Here is a 17,330-nt window from a genome sequence, read left to right as displayed (position 1 = left end):
GGGGAAAACTACGAACTGGACTATCTGCGCCGACTGGGTGATCCCGTAGCCTTCCCGCTTGCGTCGAGGTGAGCCTTACTTTTCAATCGGGCCAAGGACCACGTTCGCCCACGCGCCGTGCAACGATTCTTGATCCGACGGCTGGAAGAGACCAGCGAGAGCATCGCGGTAGAGGCGAGACAGCTCGTGACGGTTGTAGTAGGACGAGCCACCGCACGCGCGAATTGCCTGCTCAACTGCGCGAAGAGTGGCCTCGGCGGAAGCATTCTTTGCCGCCGACAACTGTGGCATCCAGATCGGACCACGGTCAACACCGGCATCAATGTCGCGAGCAAGCTCGCGGATCTGCGGGCCAACCGCGTTCATTGCCAGCGCGGCCTCGGCGATACGCCAACGAATATCCGGATCGTTCGAGTACACCGTCTGGTTCTTCACCGACTTGCGAGTCTTCACGTGCTCGGCAGCGACCTCAACCGCACGCTCGCCCACGCCCTGGTAGGTGGCGCCCAGCAGAATTTCGAAGTTCGAGAAGATGCCGAAAACAACCGGATCCTTTGACGGGCCGGGCTCGCAACGAGTCAGAATACGATCGGCGGGCACGTGAGCGCCCTCGAGGATCGTCGTATTCGACTGGGTCGCGCGCATGCCGAGCGTGTCCCAATCATCCTTGATCGTGAAACCGCCATCTTCGCGGTGCATGATGCCGAACACCGAGTGCGGGCCGTCCTCGCCCGAATCATCGCGACCGAAGGTCAGCAGGCGTGTCCACACGGGAGCAAGAGACGTGAAGACCTTCGTGCCTTCGAACGAGTAGCCACCCTTGCCATCCGGCGTCGCCTTCGTGATCGAACCGAAAAGAACCAAGTCGTTACCCGGCTCGGAAATGCCGAACCCGAAAAGCTCACCGGCAACCGCGTCGCGCAGGATCAGTTCGCCGCGATCGTTTCCGTTGCGCACTAGGTGACGGCCGAGGCCCACGATGATCTGGTGCATATTGATGCCAAGCGCCGTGCCCGGAGCTGCCTTCGCAAGTCGCGTCTGCTCCGCTGCAATTTCAACGAGGCTCAGGCCTGCGCCACCGTATTCCTTCGGAACAAAAGCGGCCAGGTAACCAGCTTCGCGCAGGTCAGCCAGATCGTCTGTCGGGAACGTGTTCTCTTGATCGTGAACGGTAGCGCGCTCGTGAATACGAGCAAGCAGGTCATCAGAGAGGAAACCCATCGTGGTCCTTTCACACAGTTAGCTTTCCCTAACACGCTACTCTTTCTGGGCAAAAATGCACTTCGACTTTCAAAAGCGAACGTACGACAGACCATAGTTGTGTTGCGAACCTGCCGAATCGGCCACTTTTCGAGTAGGTTAAAGACGTGAGTCAACCGCATCCCGCACTTAGCCCTCGTCAGCGCTTCCTTCAAGAACGCCAGCGTCGCCAAAACATGACGTTCGCTGTGACGATCGTCATCATGCTCGTTCTTGCATTGCTCAGTGCGCTGATTCTGACGGGAATTGTTTCAGCTCCCTTTGGCAACTCCTTCTCGAAAGCAGAAAAGTTCGCCACCAGCGGTAAAGTACCGTGCCCACCGGAAAAAGCACTCCCGGTTGACCCCGCATCGGTGAAAGTTCAAGTTCTAAACACCACGTCGCGTCAAGGCATCGCCTCTGACGCAACAGAAATGCTGACCGCAGCAGGCTTCGCCCCCGCTGAACCGGGTAACTACTCCACCGAATACGCTGGAACTGTTGAAATTGATACCGGCATCGCTGGCGTTGTTGACGCATACACGGTCGCGCGATTCTTCCCGAACTCGAAGGTCGTCCTGACCGACGCAACCGACAAATCTGTCACCGTTCTGCTGGGCACGTTCTATGACGGCGCATTGAGCGCTGATGAAATCCAGCAAATCCTCAAGTCCACCGATGCTCTTACAGCTCCTGCCCAGTGCCTGCCCCTGTCTGATGATGACCTTGAGCTGATCGCAAACGGTGGGCAGCTCGGCGCACAGTCGGGCCAGTCCGGGCAATCGGGCGAAACCCCTGAGTCCGGCGCGCCTGAAGAAGCTGCGACGGAAGAATCTGCTTCCTGACTGCTAGGTCGGTTCGACCTGGTATTCCTAGCGCCTAGGCATACCTGTTCTTGTGCTAAAACGCGTGCTATCCACGCGTTTATCCGGGTAATATCCAGTTTCCTATCGCGCCCAGAGTAGGTATTCAAGCTGAAGATGTAGGCGCGGCCTCGTACCCCAGCACCCTAGAACACGGAACGGAAATGTTCCCTCAACGCGTCCCCGTCTGAGCCGAACCACACCGGAATCGAACTCGGCACTGTGCGTAACGCATCCGGATACAGGCATTCGAAAGTACCGTGCGACATAAACTGCTCAATCTCCGACAATGAGCGGATCGCAATCCCCGCAACATTCTCAGGGTGCTCACGCGCGAACTCAGCGTAAATCTCCGGATCGCGCTGCCCATCATCGCCAACCAAATACCACTTCATCGACGGGAACATCCGAGCAAGCCTTCGCAACTCGCGACGCTTATGCTCAAAACCCGAGCGGAACCAACCCGTATTCGACGGCCCAAAATCCGTCATCAAGAACCCGCCACGCGGATAATTCAGGCGATCCAGAAAGTCGCGAAGTGCGGGCACAACATTCCACGCACCCGTCGACAGGTAGATAAGAGGAGCGTGCAACGCCTCGTGCTGGGAGTCGACGGAAGTCTGGGGGATTGTCGATTCAGCCGAAGTTACGGGAGTGTGCTTGTCCTTGGTTTGGGGGTGGGGGGCGTGCGAGTGAGCCGAAGCTTGGCGGTGAGCCGAAGCTTGGCGGTGCGCCATGTCCGCTAAATACGTCAGGAAGCCCGCCATCCCAGGAACAGCCTCTCGCGACGACACACGGTCAACGAAGGAATGCTTCGCGGCAGTGACCAAACGCGGGAGCATCGTCACCATCACCGTGTCATCAATGTCAGACACGACGCCGTACTTTTCGTTATCACCAGCGATGCGTAGGGAAACGCAAACGGGCTTCCCCGCGCGGATCCTCTGCGACCCGTGTCCCGTCTGCCCCGACAGGCGGAGGGCATCTTGCGTTGTCAGACTCTCGCCTTCGCCGATGCCTAGGGTATGAAGATCCCCCTCGTGTAGAACCTGCATCCACGCGTCATGCCAGCCCGGTGTCAGACCATGCCCTTCGACGGTCAGGTCAATGTAGCCACCGCGATCAGCGAAAGTAATTCGACGTTGGCAACCAACCGTGACCAGAACAGGCTGACGAGGAACCTGGGCATCAAAGAACTGGCGCCACCCGCGTCGCTCGGCCAGCCACGAACGCTGGTCGGCGGTGCGTTCCATGAGCACGCGCCCCAGGATGCGCGCTCTGCGCGTGGAGCCGTGCCCACCGAAGCCGACAATGCCGGGGATGAAGCCCCACTCTTCCAATGCGCGTGCGAGGATACGGGAGCTTGCCTCGCCAACTGACGAGGTCAGTGCGAGCAGAAATGACGGGGTTTCGTCATCGATAAGCGGTTCGGCGAGCATGTATCTCCTGAGGGTCAGCTTCCATTGTGCCCGATTTGTTGCCCGTCCGCGTCCTGCTCCTGCGTTGCATGGCCCGACGCGGAGGGGGTGTTGCTTTCGTCTGGCACGGGTGCCACTTCGGCAGTCGAGGTTGCGCCACTCGTCGCGTTACGCACGATCTTCAGTCCAGCCAGCATGACCAGCACCATTAGCCAGGCTGCGACCACCATGAACAGATATCCGCCGTACGATCCGCGCGTGTCGATGGCAGGGCCGGCAAGAGCTGACCCGATGGACAAGCCGAGGTTGAGGGAGGTCGACATCCAGGTGAGTCCTTCGGTGAGGGATTCAGAGGGGACGACTCGCGCGACGATCATATTGACGTTCGTCATGGTGGGCGCGCATGCGACGCCTGCGATCAGCATGATGACGGCCATGACGGGGAGTGAGTGTGCCAGAAGGTACGTGCTTGACCCGATGGCGAGCGCGAAGACGCCGATCGCGTAGAGCTTCCACATGGGGGCTTGCCAGGTGCGCGAACCGTAGACGAGCGCAGCGAACATTGATCCCAGCGAGAAGAGTGCGAGCAGGACGCCCGACATTGCGGGGTAGCCGAGTGCGTCCGCGAAGTCGACGACGGCAACGTCGTTTGCTCCGAACATCATGCCAGCGCCGACGTAGGTAAGGGCGAGGACAATGACGGCGGGTGTGCGGATCACGGATGAACGGCGGTGACCGGTAGGTCGAGGCGAGGGTTCAGGTTCGGTTGCGCGCTGGCTAAAGAATCCGATGCCTCCGATGATGACAAAGATGACGATCAGGATGATGCCGAGTGCCGGGTGGAAAACGGTGCCCAGGACTGTCGAGAGTACGGGGCCGAGCGTGTAGACGACTTCGTCCATCGCGGATTCGTAGGCGTATGCGGTGGTGAGTTGGCGGGGGCGTTGTACGGTTTTTGCCCAGCGTGAGCGGACGAGCGCGGATGGGGATCCCCAGGTCGCTCCGGCAAGTGCTGCGAAAAGGCAGACGAGGCCGGGATACGCATGAAGCAGTGCGACCACAAGCATGCCGGACACGCTAGCGACAGAAATGATCAGGGACGGCACCATGATTTTTGTTTGGCCGTATTGGTCGACCAGTCGGGACAGTGTGGGTGCGGCCAGAGCTGTCGCGATGATGTTCACGGCGGATACTAGGCCAGCAAGGCTGTAGTTACCGTAGGTTGCCTTGATCAGTAGGATGATGGATATACCGATCATCGACATGGGCAGTCGCAGGATGAGCCCGGAGATCGAGAATTTCCATGCGCTGTTGAGGCGTAGGACTTCCGCGTATGACTTGAACACCTTTGCATTCTATCGATGTGGCGAACTGGTCTCATGGAGGGGTTGCTCACCCCTATTCGGTGACCTCGAAGGTTTCTTGCTGGCCCTTTTCGGCGTAAGTCATGGCGTGGTTGACGAAGTTGTCGTGGCCGCTTCGAGGAACCACACGCGGATGTGCTTGCTGACGTGGACCTGCAGTGGGTGAGCCTTGTATTGGAATGCGGTGCCGTTGAAGGTCATGATGTCGGGAGGGACGGTGGCAAGTTTTGGGTTATAGGACAAATTGTGTTGCTGGGGGGGTAGTCCCAGACGTTGTTGTATGGGGTGGAGTGGCGTAGTTCGTTTCATGCGATGGCGTCTGCCCATTGTGGGATAACTCCGTCGGTTTGGTGTTTCAGGCTGGCTTGTTTCCAGGCGTTTTCTATGTAGGTGTCGGTAGGCATGGGTGTAAGGATTTGCGTGGCTGGTAGCGGGGGCGAAGCTGTCCCGGCAAGACCGTTCTTAATGGGGCTACTGAGCTGTGCCTTCTTAGCCCATGTGGTGGTGAGTATCCCTGCAGGGACAGATCGGTTTCGCAACACAGGAGGCCGTCAGGATTCTGGTGAATCCCGACGGCCTCGTCAAACGAATGTCTTGCTACTCAGACTTAGCTAAGGGCATCAGACACAACCTTCTTCGCGGCCTCCTGGACCTGGGCAAGATGCTCGGCCCCCTTGAAGGACTCGGCGTAGATCTTGTAGACGTCCTCGGTGCCGGACGGGCGAGCGGCGAACCATGCGGACTTGGTTGTCACCTTCAGGCCACCGATCGCAGCGTCGTTACCCGGGGCGCGCACCAGCTTCGCGGTGATGGCCTCGCCAGCAAGCTCCGTCGCAGTCACGTCGTCAGATGACAGGGCTGCAAGCTTTGCCTTCTCTTCACGGCTCGCGACCGCATCAATACGGGCGTAGGCCGAAGCGCCGAAGCGAGCAACCTGATCATCGTGCAACTGCGACGGTGTCTTACCGGTGACAGCCGTGATTTCGGAAGCCAGCAGAGCAAGGATGATGCCATCCTTATCCGTCGACCAGACCGTGCCATCCTTGCGCAGGAAGGAAGCTCCGGCAGATTCCTCGCCACCAAAAGCGACCGACGCATCAAGCAGACCGGGGACGAAGTACTTGAAGCCAACCGGAACCTCGATCAGCTTTCGGCCGATGGATTCAGCAACGCGGTCAATCAGCGACGATGAAACAAGCGTCTTGCCGATCGCAGCATCCGTCGGCCAGTTCGGGCGGTGCGTGAACAGGTACTCGATCGCAACTGCCAAGTAGTGGTTCGGGTTCATCAGACCGTCGGGGGTGACGATGCCGTGACGGTCCGAGTCAGCATCGTTACCGGTAGCAATGTCATACGGAGTCTTGTCATTAGCGTCCGGCGTCATTAACTGGCGCAGGGAGGCCATTGCATACGGGGAGGAGCAGTCCATGCGGATCTTGCCATCCCAGTCCAGCGTCATCAACGGCCACGCCGGATCAACGGTCGGGTTCACAACCGTCAGGTCCAGGTCGTAACGCTCAGCAATCGCTGCCCAGTAGTCAACCGATGCGCCACCCAGCGGATCGGCACCGATACGAACATTGGCGCGACGAATCGCGTCAATATCAATGACGGTATCCAGCTGGTCGACGTAGTAGGTCAGGTAGTCGAACTTCTCCAGGTGCTCATCGTTGAACAACGAGGTGCCGATGATGCGCGGAACCTTGCGCCAGCCATCTTCGAGGATCTGGTTTGCGCGGTTCGCGATCCAACCGGTGGCGTCCGTATCAGCCGGACCGCCGTGAGGCGGGTTGTACTTGAAACCACCATCGCGCGGCGGATTGTGTGACGGGGTAACAACAATGCCATCAGCCAAGCCCGGGCCGGATGTGCGCAGAGCCTTGGGCGCGCCATTGGCGCCAAGGATGGCAACAGAAACCGCCGGGGTGGGCGTGTAGGAATTACGAGCATCAATCTTCACGCGCACACCGGCGGCAGCCAGAACTTCAAGAGCGGTGCGCCAGGCGGGCTCGCTTAAAGCGTGGGTATCGCGACCGATAAACAGCGGGCCATCAAAACCCTGGGCTGCACGGTACTCAACGATCGCCGCGGTGGTTGCAACGATGTGTGCTTCATTGAAGGTGCCATTCAGGCTCGATCCGCGGTGACCGGACGTACCGAATGAGACGCGCTGTTCGACCTTGGCCGGATTGGGCTCGATGTCGTAGTAAGCGGAAACGACCTCGTCGACGTTAATGAGGTCTTCTGGAAGGGCGATGGTGCCAGCTCTTTCATGCATGGTCACAGTCTGACACTCGCGCGCCGAAATGGGGAGTCATTTTCGACTGGCGAAACAAAATGGGTAGGTGAATAGGTAAGTGGAGCCGGCCTCGTCGATGAATGAAAAGCGAAAAGTGACAGTATTCGTGAACCGAATTCGCAGACGAGTCACCAATACCGCTAGTATATGTAACGCCGGTCACTCCGGTGCGCGTACGTGACCATGCAACGAAGATGATGCAGGAGGCCCTCGTGGGGTGGTTCGACTCTATTGAGCACAACAGGTGGCTATCAGCCCAAATGCAAGCGTTAATCGCCGAAGCGGAAGGGGCGATTGTGCCCACGGGCTTCGCGCATCTGACCGATCAGGGCGAACCTGACCCGACCCGAAGCATCGACCTTGCCGTCACTGCGCGAATGGCATACGTCTTCTCGCTGGGTGTTCTGATGGGCCTGCCTGGCACACGTCGCTACGCCGACCATGCCATCAAGTGCATGAATCGCTACTTCGTTGACCCTGTCAACGGGGGCATGTGGACCTCCATCAAGTCTGACCCTGACGCCGACGGACACGGCGTCCCGTGGGATGACGGCGTCCGTGACAAGTCGCAGTACCACAACGCGTACGTGATCCTTGGTGTTGCCGCAGCCGCGGTCGCCAACCGCCCGGCTGCCCACGAATTGCTGACCACCCTGCTCCACGACCAAGAACGCCACTGGATCGAACCAAATGGCCTAGTCGTTGATCAATTCGACGAAGCATTCACGCAAGCGTTGCCGGTACGCACTATGGGCACTCTGCTTCACACTGCCGAGGCCTACCTTGCTGCCGCCGAAGCGACCACCGACCCCGTCTGGCTCGAACGCGCCGAAGCGATGGCGGCCTTCGCGTATCGCACCGCGTCCACAAACAACTGGCGCCTGCCCGAGTACTACGACAACTCATGGCGGCCGCTGACCGGAGAACCTCAGGGGCAGACCGACGGGCGTCGCGTCTACCACGGCTACGTCACCGGCCACGCTCTGCAGTGGTCGCGCCTTGCCCTGCAGATTCGTGCCGGCCTACGTTCCATGGATCGCACCGTGCCCGACTATCTGATGGAAATGGGCCTCGAACTATTTGAACGCGCCCGCGTTGATGGTTGGCGTCGTTGCGACGGCGAACCCGGTTTCGCCACCTGCGTTGATGCCATGGGTGAGCCCGTCCCAGGGGAAGATGAGCACCAGCAATGGGTTGTCTGTGAGGGCATTACCGCGGCGGCGTCCCTGCGTCGTGCCTACCTAGATGACGGCGTCACTCCCGGCGAGGTTGAGCACTTCGAACACTGCTACCGTTCCTTCCTTGATTTCGCTAATGACTACCTGATTTCTCAGCCGGGACGCTGGGTTCGTCGCCTCGACGCGCACAACCAGTCCGTTGTTGCGGCGAAGTCGTCGCGCTGGGATGTGTACCACGCTGTTCAGGCGATGCTTGCCGTCCGAGTTCCGCTCTGGCCGCCCTACGCGTCCTCCCTGTCGCGCGGACTGTTGGATCATCCGGAAGAGGCGCCGTCGGATAAGAAGTCGTGGAACCTGTTCCACTTCCGCCACTGAGAATCTCAGTGGGGTGGTGGTTTCGTTACTGATTGACGAGGCCGGCCACGCTTGACTGATCTTCTCGCTTACCGTGGGGCCACGGATTGTGTCATCATGATGCATTCCGTGGCCTCAGGTGTTTGTTCGGTTCTGAGTTTGAATGTTTTTCATGTACTCTGAATCCCACTGGAGGGCTGACCGAGTGGCCGAAGGTGACGGTCTTGAAAACCGTTGTGTCAGCAATGGCACCGGGGGTTCGAATCCCTCGCCCTCCGCTCTGGTATGTGTCGCGACATTGTGTTGTGCAATGTCGCGACACTTTTTTGTGCACCTCGTATGTCGTCGATGGGGTGGCGCTTAACCCGGCTTTATCGCAATTTTTGGTTCATCTTTTTGACTTCGGCGCGAGCCACTAGCCAATTGAATAGCCAAATCAGTAGATAGATAAGCGCTATTGTGATGATTACGCCGAGCATATCGAAGTTAGATCCCCACCATTTAAGGTAACTGCCAGCTGCGATGCCACAGATAAGTATGATCCCGAAATGCAGGGCGGTATTGAGGATAAGCGGGCGGGTTTCGTTACGGTACAGCAGCCCCGCAAAACTACTAATGATGCCGTAGGCTGCGTAAATAAGCCGCTCAATTAATACTGCCACGTTTTTGTTTCCAAAACTGTTTAAGAATTCTGGAACTCCCGGGTAACAGCTAGAGGAGGAAAGAGAAGAAAAAATAAGTTCAATACTGGTGCCGATAGTGATCCCAATGCAAGCCCCTACCAGGGTGAGACCAATTATTTTTTTAGTTTCCATGGGTTTTATCCTTTGCGTGAGTTAGAGGTTTTCTGCGGGGGTTAGATTCCGAGTTTGGATTTGAAAGCTGGAAGTTGCCGGCGGGAGACGTAATAGCGCGAGCCATCTTTTAGCTGCACACTAATCGTTGCCGAGAAAGAAAGATCAAGTTTCTTAATCGCGGCAATATTGACAATCTCCGATTGTGAAATACGTACGAAATCGCCTGCAGGTAGAGATTCTTCGAGTTCGTACATTCGGGCTTTGATCCGCCAATCACCCTTACTGGTGTGAGCAAACACCGCTTTCTTTTCAGTAAAGAACGCGAGGATCGCACGCACTTCCAACACCGTGGCGTCATTGCCACTTGTCCCGATGAGGCGGCGAAGCGGGCGCTCGACTGCGGGGGAGGAAGAGCTATCTAGGCTACCGGAAGCAAGCCTTTGAATCGCTTGCACCTCAGCATCGACCTCCCGCGCCGTTACCTTCACGATAGTTTCAGTTACGGTGGGATCAATCGTGAGCGTGAATTTCATTCCGTTCCAACTCCTTTCCTCTCTCACTTACCGGCGATAATCCGTAAAACCAGGACGTTTGCGTATCTGCTACTTACAGTTAAAAGCCTTATTGCCGGCAGTACAAGTAATCTGAACTAAGCGGTATAAAAACCACGCCAAGCGGGAGGGTTTTGAGGCTCCCGCCCGTCCGCAAAGGTAGATTTTCTACCCTGAAAGTATCCCCAGAAAATGTCCGTGGTTACTGCTGCCCTGAGATCTTGCGTGCAGTCGTTGTGGCGAAGACGCTACCGGGTCTATCTGTAATTTCTAAATACTACTTCTGTCATGAAAAGTACGTGGTGCCTCATGTCAATTTGAGCGCGAAATGAAGTGTCTTGGGTTTTGTTCTGCTTCTTAAATTGGGTGCCAGTTGTCTGGCGTGGGTCTGGTTATAAGTTGTGATGATCTTGGTTGGGGTGTGGTGCTCAAGAGCTTCGTGTAGCCGCTTGGTGTTCTACCAGTGAGCCCAGTTCATCGTCGCGAACTCGACCTCCGTCACTCCTGCTCAGGTCTGGGAGTAGATCAGCTCGGTCTTGTATAGCCCGTTGATTGTTTCTGCTAGAGCGTTATCGTAAGAGTCTCCAACTGTTCCAGTGGACGAGGCGATACTATGCTCGGCAAGCAAACTTCCATAAGCGCTGGAGACGTACTGAGAGCCATGATCACTGTGGTGGGCCAGCGAGGCGAGATTCCCCTTTGGCCTGGCTAATCGCCTGATCAAGGGCTTCCAATGGCAATGCCTCGGTTCGCATGGTTGATCAGGTGGACCAGCCCACAATCATGCGTGAGAATACATCGGTGACAAACGCTGTGTAAACGAACCCGGCCCGGGTGCGGACATAGGTAATATCAGCAACCCAGAGCTGATGGGGGTGCTTAGCGCGGAAGTTACGCTCCATAAGGTCTGGTCGCCTATCCGGTACGTGTGTGGGCTGAGTAGTGATCGGGGATCTGCCCCGACGCGCGCCACTGACACCCTCATGGACAATGCCGGGTCCTGTTTTAACCGCTCCTTGACAAGACACACTGCTCAAGCTTTGAACTCTTGCGAATAATGTTGGGCCATAGCCCTTATCCTCCTCGATAAAACCGAGGAACAAAACCCAGGACCCTTCAAAACCAGCTGAAGAAAACACCTTCCGACAACTTCGCCTCAACCAATGGGTCAAACAAAACGTGCGGTGGATGCCCATGCACGTGTGGAACCAAAACTCTGCCCTTGTTGATCTTTCTGATCTGGAGGGGCGGGTGTGTTACGGCGGGCTGGATCTTGGGGCTAATGAGGGCTAATGCCCGAATCTTAGGGGTGCTGGACGGGCTTTATTTGGGTCAGGGTGCGCGGATAGATGCGTGCCTTCACCTTTGAAATAAGGTGAGCCTAATGTAATGTAGCCATGCCTAAAAAGTCCCAGAAATGAGAGTAGACATGAAAGTTCAACTGCGTGTTGCTGGAGTCGCTACATGTGTGGTTCTTGCTACCAGCATCCTAGTCACCCCGACGGCATGGGCGGCCGGGGCGAACCTGACCGGCGACCGATACAGCCCGGCTTCGAGCATGTTCGGAACCATGCGTGCGCGCTACGCTGACACTCAGCCGGGACCCATAATGGCTCTCGGCGACGCTACCGTCCAGCCACTTGCCGCCAGCCGTTTCGACGTTGAACCGAAAGCAGGCGTCAGCGTTGACTACACCGTGTCGATCCCGCTTCAGCAGGTGAAGGAAGAAAAGAAGGCAACATTCGTCGTCGAAAACGAAAAGGGGCGACTCACTAACTACGACGTCGAGTTTCTTATCGACACCAAGGACCGGAAGCATCTGCCTGCAACCTGTACTCCTGCCAGCCAAAAGATGCCCGAAGGATCAACTGTTGAGGTAACGTGCACGCTTCCCGACAACGCCTACTGGCTCAGTGCATACCATAATCCCGCGTCAGAGTGGGGTTATGAAAGGTATGGAGCCTGGCAGATTGCCTCGCAAGCCCAACCGGAGCCGGGCAAACCTGTTTTTCCTGCTGACCCCGTCGTTACGATCGATGGGAAGCGTGCCACTGGCACTATTGAAAACAATGTCTGGACTGCAACGGTGAGCGTCACTCGCACCGCTCCGGCAGATCACGACATGACTGAAACGCACACGCCGGTGGTGAACGTTGACGGTAAGGATCTGGCAAACGTCCCCTCGTTCACGGTCGCAACCAGCGCAAAGGCTCCTGTTGCCCCGACCGTAAACGCGTTGTGCGACATTGATTCGAAGTCCCAGCAATCGGTGACTGTGGAGTCCTCAAAAGCTGAACTGTCGGGCACTGCAACCGTTACTCACCAAACCAAGGATCGTTGGCAGTACAAGGGGATAACGGGGCAAACCCAAAAGAGTGTCACCGAAGGTGAAGAAGCCTCTTTCGAACTTGTCGCCAATGCTGAGCAAGTTGCTAACCCCCAGGCGGATCTTTACGTTACATATCTGACGATTAAGCATGCAGGTATCGAATCAACGAACTGGACTGCTTCGCTTAATAATGATGCGGAGGGAACCTGCTCGCCCGATCCGCTCTACCTTCCGAAGGTGGATGGCAAGGGCGCTCCTGGCGAAGCAAACCTTGCGTGTGTTTCCAAGAAGAAGCCCGACTACGTTCTGCTGGATTCAAAGGATGACCCGCAGATCCAAGCTACCTTAACCCTGGGTGCAGTTGCAGATCAGTCCAAGGTTCAAGCGTGTGCAGTTAAAGCTCCAATGCTTGAAGTTGACGATCAGCCGGTTGCTGGAACGGTTGATGGAGACACGTGGAGTGCGAAGCTACCGACCCAGATCTTGAAGCCTACGGTGAAGGTCCCTGCAACTCAGACGCTTCAGATTCTTTTCGAGCAGTCCATGCAAGAGCCGGTAACTATTCGTGCACTTGCGGTGGCAAAGCCTAGCGGTGGGAAAAACGAAGTGGCTACACCATTGAGTGGGAGGCCGATGAAGAAAGCTGAATCCACGCTTGCACTCACTGGTGCATCGATTGTGGGACTTCTCGGAGTGGCAGTGCTTGTTGGTCTAGCGGGTGTTGGTGCACTGATATCTCGTCGTCGCAAGGATGAAGACTCGGTAACGGTTGATCGTTCGTAACAGTTGATCGTTCCTGAGGACGAGAGAACTCGGCTCGACTGAGCCGAGTTCTCTCCATCGGGGAGTGCCATGCTTTCGTAATGTGATTTCGATGTGCCAATTTCCCTCACGGCATCGAAACCCGTTAGAATCAGTGGGTACTTCCGTACTGGAGACGTGGCTGAGTGGCTGAAAGCGCACCCCTGCTAAGGGTGTGTACGTGTTGAAGCGTACCGCGGGTTCGAATCCCGCCGTCTCCGCCCTTGAAGCGCTAACCGCCTAGAATGAAACCAGTCCAATTTTTGGGGCTAGTCCATTTCAACGAATGGCGGGGTTGTGTTGTGGTCGCCGGTTCCTGTGGCGTGATTGGCGTTACGTTATGGGCATAATTCCACCGCGCTTCTATGGGCATAATTCCACCGCGCTTCGCACATGCGGTGAACGTATTCCGCGACAATCGTCCAAATCATAAACTGATGGCATCGGTTAAAAGACGCACTTGGGTCATCAAAGGAGTCCCACACCATGCAGATCGGTATTTTCAAGACGGCTGACGAAGTTGCAGACGTCGCTATCAAGGAATTGATTGATGTCCTGTCAGTCGCCGACGTGAAGACGCTGGGCGTTGCTACGGGTTCTACTCCCTTGGCTCTTTATGCTCGTATTCGCGATGCTCACGCAGCGGGGACGTTCTCTCTAACGGATTTCAAGGCGTTCGCGCTTGACGAGTATGTCGGCATCGCCGAGGACCATCCGGAGGGCTACCGTAAGGTACTGTCCCGCGAGCTCGTCGGTGATGACAAGACCGGCCTGACCGAAGAAAACCTCAATGTTCCCAACGGTTTCGCCGACGATCTTGAGGCTGCAGCGAAAGGCTATGACGAGGCAATCAAGGCTGCTGGTGGCGTGACCCTGCAGATCCTCGGCATCGGTTCAGACGGTCATATCGGCTTCAATGAACCGGGCGGTTCGCTGGTGTCGCGCACGCACGTTGATGCGTTGACCAAGCAGACTCGCGAAGATAACTCTCGGTTCTTCGACGGCGACGTGAGCCAGGTTCCGACCCGTTGCATGACGCAGGGCCTGGGCACGATCATGGATGCGAAGCACCTGCTGATGATCGTCACCGGAGAAGGCAAAGCTGACGCGGTTGCAGCGATGATCGAGGGTGGCGTTTCGGCTCTCTGGCCGGCGTCCATCATCCAGATGCACCCCAGCGTCACGGTTCTGCTCGACGAGGCGGCTGCCTCAAAGCTCGCCCACAAGGAGGTGTACACGAACGCGTGGGAGATCCTGCGATGAGCGCCGCGGGTGCACTCCCAGTCAACGGACTGGTCGACGAGGACTCTGTCGTCACTCTAACCGGGCAGGTACTGGACGCTGACGGTCACACGCGTGGTTCCGGCCTGGTTGTGAAGGATGGTCGCGTTGTCGAGGTTCTGCCGTATGACGAGTCCGTGAAGGGCTGGATTACTCCGGGTTTCATTGACATTCACTGCCACGGTGGCGGGGGATGCTCGTTCCCGGATGAGCCGACGTTTGAAAAGATCATGACGGCGATCAACGCTCACCGTCAGATGGGGACGACGGCAATGCTAGCGTCAACGGTGTCGTTGGTGGACCCATTGCCGGCGATCCGCGAACTCGTCGTAGCCTGCGAGTCCGGTGATCTGATTGGCATCCACATGGAGGGCCCGTACATTTCGCCTCACAAGTGTGGTGCGCAGAATCCGGAAGCGGTACGTAACCCCGACCTTGATGAGCTACGCACGTGGCTTGAAGCGGGCAAGGGTTACATTCGCTCGATGACGATCGCTCCCGAAGTGGAAGGTGCTACCGAGGCTGCGAAGCTCCTGTTGGACTACGGCGCAATCCCGTCGTGGGGGCACACGGTGTCGTCGGGGTCTCGTACTCGCGAGGTCATCGCCGAGACGACCGCCTACGCGAAGCAGATCGGATTCAAGACTCTGCCACAGACTGCGACGCACCTGTTCAACGCAATGCCTGGGATCACGCACCGTGCTCCTGGTCCTGTCCGGGAACTGCTCGTTGCTGCTCGTGCGGGTGAGGTCGCCGTTGAACTGGTTGCTGACACGATCCACGTGGACGCTGACTTGGTGTCTGACGTCGTCCGCTTCGTCGAGCCTGAAAACCCACACGGCGTTGTCTTCGTGACCGACGCGATGGCGGGCGCTGGTATGCCCGACGGTCATTACCAGCTAGGTGGCTTGGACGTGGACATCACTGACGGTGTTGCTGTTCTTGCAGGAACGGACACGATTGCCGGTGGCACGGCTCGTATCGCCGAGGAACTGCAACGCTTGGTGCGAGGCGGATTCTTGAGCATTGAACAGGTTGTTCGCGCAGGCGTTGGGGCGCCCGCCGCGGTGCTCGGAATCGAGGGACGCGCTGGCGTGACCCTCACTTTCGAGCCTGGTGTCGTCCTGAATGCCGTTGTCTTTACCGAGGACTTTGAGGTTGCTGAGGTCTACAGGGAAGGCCAGCGTCTGAAGTAGGCCAATCTGGTCGCTGTTTTCACGCATTGAGCGCACGGTGTCCCCGCTGACGAGCACGTCGGCGGGGACACCGTGGCGTATAGGGCATACGTGTGCTGTGTTGGAATGCCTCCGCGGACTACGGCTCATCTATGAGTCGTGACTTCTACGAGCCCTTCTAAGCCGTAGCTCCCTCAAGATACTCGCGTAGAAGAAGCGCCTAGAAAGACGTGCCCGCTGTCTGGGAAACCAGGTAGCGGGCACGCCCTATCAGGAGGGGGTAGTGCTCTGACATTCTCGTCAGATTGTGGGGGCGCAGGCGAGCCTTCACTGTGGCTTTACGGCGCGTGCAGCTGCGCGCGCCGCTACAGGAGCCGCCGCGGCAATTGCTTCAAACTCCCGTTCGCCATGCGAGGCTGACACGAACCACGCTTCGAAGAGCGACGGTGGCAAGGAAACGCCGGCATCAAGGAAAGCATGGAAGAACGCCGGGTGACGCCACGTGTCCTGCGCCTGCATTTGGGCGTAGTTGACCAGTGGAGCTTGCGCGGCCTCGTCCCCAAACGCGATGGAGAACAGTGAACCGGCGCGCTGAATGCCGAAGGGGACACCCTCGGCGACAAGGGCAGACGACACGATGTCGATGACCGTCTGCGCGGCTGAGTCAACATGGTCGTACACGCCCTGATCGGCAAGCTTCAGGGTGGCAATACCGGCTGCGGTCGCCAGCGGATTGCCGGACAGGGTTCCTGCCTGATAGACGGGACCGAGCGGAGCCAGCAGGTTCATCACATCTGCGCGTCCGCCGACCGCCGCCAGTGGCATACCGCCACCGACAACCTTCCCGAACGCGAAAAGATCGGGTGCCCAACCACCTTCGGATGCTGAACGCAAGCCCCACATTCCGCCGGCGGAAACGCGGAAGCCGGTTAATACCTCGTCCAAGATCATCAGCGCACCGTACTTTTCAGTGACGCGACGAATCGCTAGGTTGAACGATCCGGGATCAACGACGCCCATATTGGCCGGCGCACCTTCGCAGATGACGGCAGCAATTTCTTGACCGCGGGTGGCAAAGCATTCTTCGAGGGCCACCTCATCGTGGTAGGGCAACACGATCGTCTGAGCGGTGACCGCAGTCGGCACGCCCGCGGATCCGGGCAAACCTCCGGTAGCAACACCCGATCCGGCGGCCGCAAGCAAGGCGTCAGAATGCCCGTGGTAGCAGCCGGCAAACTTCACGATCAGGTCGCGACCGGTCGCTCCGCGTGCCAGACGCATGGCGGTCATGGTGGCTTCAGTGCCGGTGGAGACGAAACGGACGCGCTCGGCGGCGCTCACCCTGGAACGGATCAGTTCGGCGAGTTCAACTTCCGCCTCGGTCGGCGCACCAAACGACAAGCCTTTCGCTGCCGCCTTCTGAACGGCTTCGATGACTGCTGGATGCGAGTGTCCCAGCAGGGCGGGTCCCCATGAACACACCAGGTCCACGTATGTGCGCCCAGTCGCGTCCTTCACATATGCGCCCTTCGCGGATGTGATGAACGGCGGGACGCCACCGACGGATCCGTACGCGCGCACGGGAGAATCAACTCCGCCGGGAATCACGCCTAAAGCACGGGTGAATAGTTCTTCGTTGGTGGTCATCGGGTTCTCCGTATATTCATGAGTCTAACGTCGT

General features: G+C 57.7%; 13 protein-coding genes and 2 tRNA genes. 7 read left to right on the top strand and 8 right to left on the bottom strand.

All coding sequences use genetic code 11. The annotated features are described in order from the left end of the window. Nucleotides 1-75: 75 nt before the first annotated feature. Nucleotides 76-1,221 carry an acyl-CoA dehydrogenase family protein gene (locus AC5RE1_RS04255; protein ID WP_493938399.1) on the bottom strand — a complete coding sequence of 382 codons (1,146 nt, stop codon included), beginning with the start codon at nucleotides 1,219-1,221 and terminating at the stop codon, nucleotides 76-78. 146 nt (nucleotides 1,222-1,367) lie between these two features. On the opposite strand from AC5RE1_RS04255, the gene AC5RE1_RS04250 reads away from it, so the two are divergent. Then, the gene (locus AC5RE1_RS04250) at nucleotides 1,368-2,084 is read left to right on the top strand and encodes a LytR C-terminal domain-containing protein (RefSeq protein WP_006680420.1); all 717 of its coding nucleotides are present in this window, start codon (nucleotides 1,368-1,370) and stop codon (nucleotides 2,082-2,084) included. Between the two features lie 164 nt (nucleotides 2,085-2,248). Here AC5RE1_RS04250 and AC5RE1_RS04245 read toward each other — a convergent pair whose 3' ends face one another. The 3 genes from AC5RE1_RS04245 to pgm all read right to left on the bottom strand — a co-directional run bounded on the left by AC5RE1_RS04245 (nucleotide 2,249) and on the right by pgm (nucleotide 7,162). Next, nucleotides 2,249-3,541: an App1 family protein phosphatidate phosphatase gene (locus AC5RE1_RS04245; RefSeq protein WP_493938398.1), complete on the bottom strand. Its 1,293-nt coding sequence runs from the start codon at nucleotides 3,539-3,541 to the stop codon at nucleotides 2,249-2,251. Between the two features lie 14 nt (nucleotides 3,542-3,555). Continuing rightward, the gene (locus AC5RE1_RS04240; protein ID WP_493938397.1) at nucleotides 3,556-4,866 is read right to left on the bottom strand and encodes an MFS transporter; all 1,311 of its coding nucleotides are present in this window, start codon (nucleotides 4,864-4,866) and stop codon (nucleotides 3,556-3,558) included. A gap of 625 nt (nucleotides 4,867-5,491) precedes the next feature. Beyond that, complete coding sequence (gene pgm, locus AC5RE1_RS04235; protein WP_493938396.1) at nucleotides 5,492-7,162, bottom strand: phosphoglucomutase (alpha-D-glucose-1,6-bisphosphate-dependent); 1,671 nt, start codon at nucleotides 7,160-7,162, stop codon at nucleotides 5,492-5,494. A gap of 233 nt (nucleotides 7,163-7,395) precedes the next feature. On the opposite strand from pgm, the gene AC5RE1_RS04230 reads away from it, so the two are divergent. Beyond that, nucleotides 7,396-8,736 carry an AGE family epimerase/isomerase gene (locus AC5RE1_RS04230; RefSeq protein WP_493938395.1) on the top strand — a complete coding sequence of 447 codons (1,341 nt, stop codon included), beginning with the start codon at nucleotides 7,396-7,398 and terminating at the stop codon, nucleotides 8,734-8,736. 170 nt (nucleotides 8,737-8,906) lie between these two features. Next, nucleotides 8,907-8,993: transfer RNA gene (locus AC5RE1_RS04225), tRNA-Ser, on the top strand. A 93-nt stretch (nucleotides 8,994-9,086) separates the two neighbouring features. On the opposite strand, the gene AC5RE1_RS04220 is transcribed toward AC5RE1_RS04225, so the two are convergent. From AC5RE1_RS04220 to AC5RE1_RS04210, 3 genes are all read right to left on the bottom strand, one after another. After that, on the bottom strand, nucleotides 9,087-9,530 hold the full coding sequence (locus tag AC5RE1_RS04220; protein ID WP_179370014.1) for a DUF3021 domain-containing protein: 444 nt from the start codon (nucleotides 9,528-9,530) through the stop codon (nucleotides 9,087-9,089). Between the two features lie 41 nt (nucleotides 9,531-9,571). After that, a complete protein-coding gene (locus AC5RE1_RS04215) occupies nucleotides 9,572-10,045 on the bottom strand; it encodes a LytTR family DNA-binding domain-containing protein (RefSeq protein ID WP_179370013.1) in 474 nt (157 codons plus the stop codon). A gap of 779 nt (nucleotides 10,046-10,824) precedes the next feature. Continuing rightward, the gene (locus AC5RE1_RS04210) at nucleotides 10,825-10,965 is read right to left on the bottom strand and encodes a DDE-type integrase/transposase/recombinase (RefSeq protein ID WP_006680413.1); all 141 of its coding nucleotides are present in this window, start codon (nucleotides 10,963-10,965) and stop codon (nucleotides 10,825-10,827) included. Between the two features lie 527 nt (nucleotides 10,966-11,492). On the opposite strand from AC5RE1_RS04210, the gene AC5RE1_RS04205 reads away from it, so the two are divergent. From AC5RE1_RS04205 to AC5RE1_RS04190, 4 genes are all read left to right on the top strand, one after another. Beyond that, a complete protein-coding gene (locus AC5RE1_RS04205) occupies nucleotides 11,493-13,175 on the top strand; it encodes a hypothetical protein (protein WP_493938394.1) in 1,683 nt (560 codons plus the stop codon). Between the two features lie 150 nt (nucleotides 13,176-13,325). Next, a tRNA-Ser gene (locus AC5RE1_RS04200) sits at nucleotides 13,326-13,414 on the top strand. A gap of 265 nt (nucleotides 13,415-13,679) precedes the next feature. Further along, nucleotides 13,680-14,456, top strand: a complete 777-nt coding sequence (nagB, locus tag AC5RE1_RS04195; RefSeq protein WP_103632955.1) for a glucosamine-6-phosphate deaminase — start codon at nucleotides 13,680-13,682, stop codon at nucleotides 14,454-14,456. Beyond that, the gene (locus tag AC5RE1_RS04190; protein ID WP_493938393.1) at nucleotides 14,438-15,670 is read left to right on the top strand and encodes an N-acetylglucosamine-6-phosphate deacetylase; all 1,233 of its coding nucleotides are present in this window, start codon (nucleotides 14,438-14,440) and stop codon (nucleotides 15,668-15,670) included. The genes nagB and AC5RE1_RS04190 overlap by 19 nt, the downstream gene beginning before the upstream one ends. Nucleotides 15,671-15,976: 306 nt before the next feature. On the opposite strand, the gene hemL is transcribed toward AC5RE1_RS04190, so the two are convergent. After that, nucleotides 15,977-17,296 (bottom strand): glutamate-1-semialdehyde 2,1-aminomutase, encoded by a 1,320-nt coding sequence (gene hemL / locus AC5RE1_RS04185; protein ID WP_493938392.1) that lies wholly within the window; start codon nucleotides 17,294-17,296, stop codon nucleotides 15,977-15,979. Nucleotides 17,297-17,330: the final 34 nt, after the last annotated feature.

It is taken from the genome of Actinotignum sp. usb-actsch-rep-73 (genome assembly GCF_059082735.1).
Note: the sequence above shows the minus strand (reverse complement) of the source record. Positions and strands in the feature narration are given on the sequence as shown.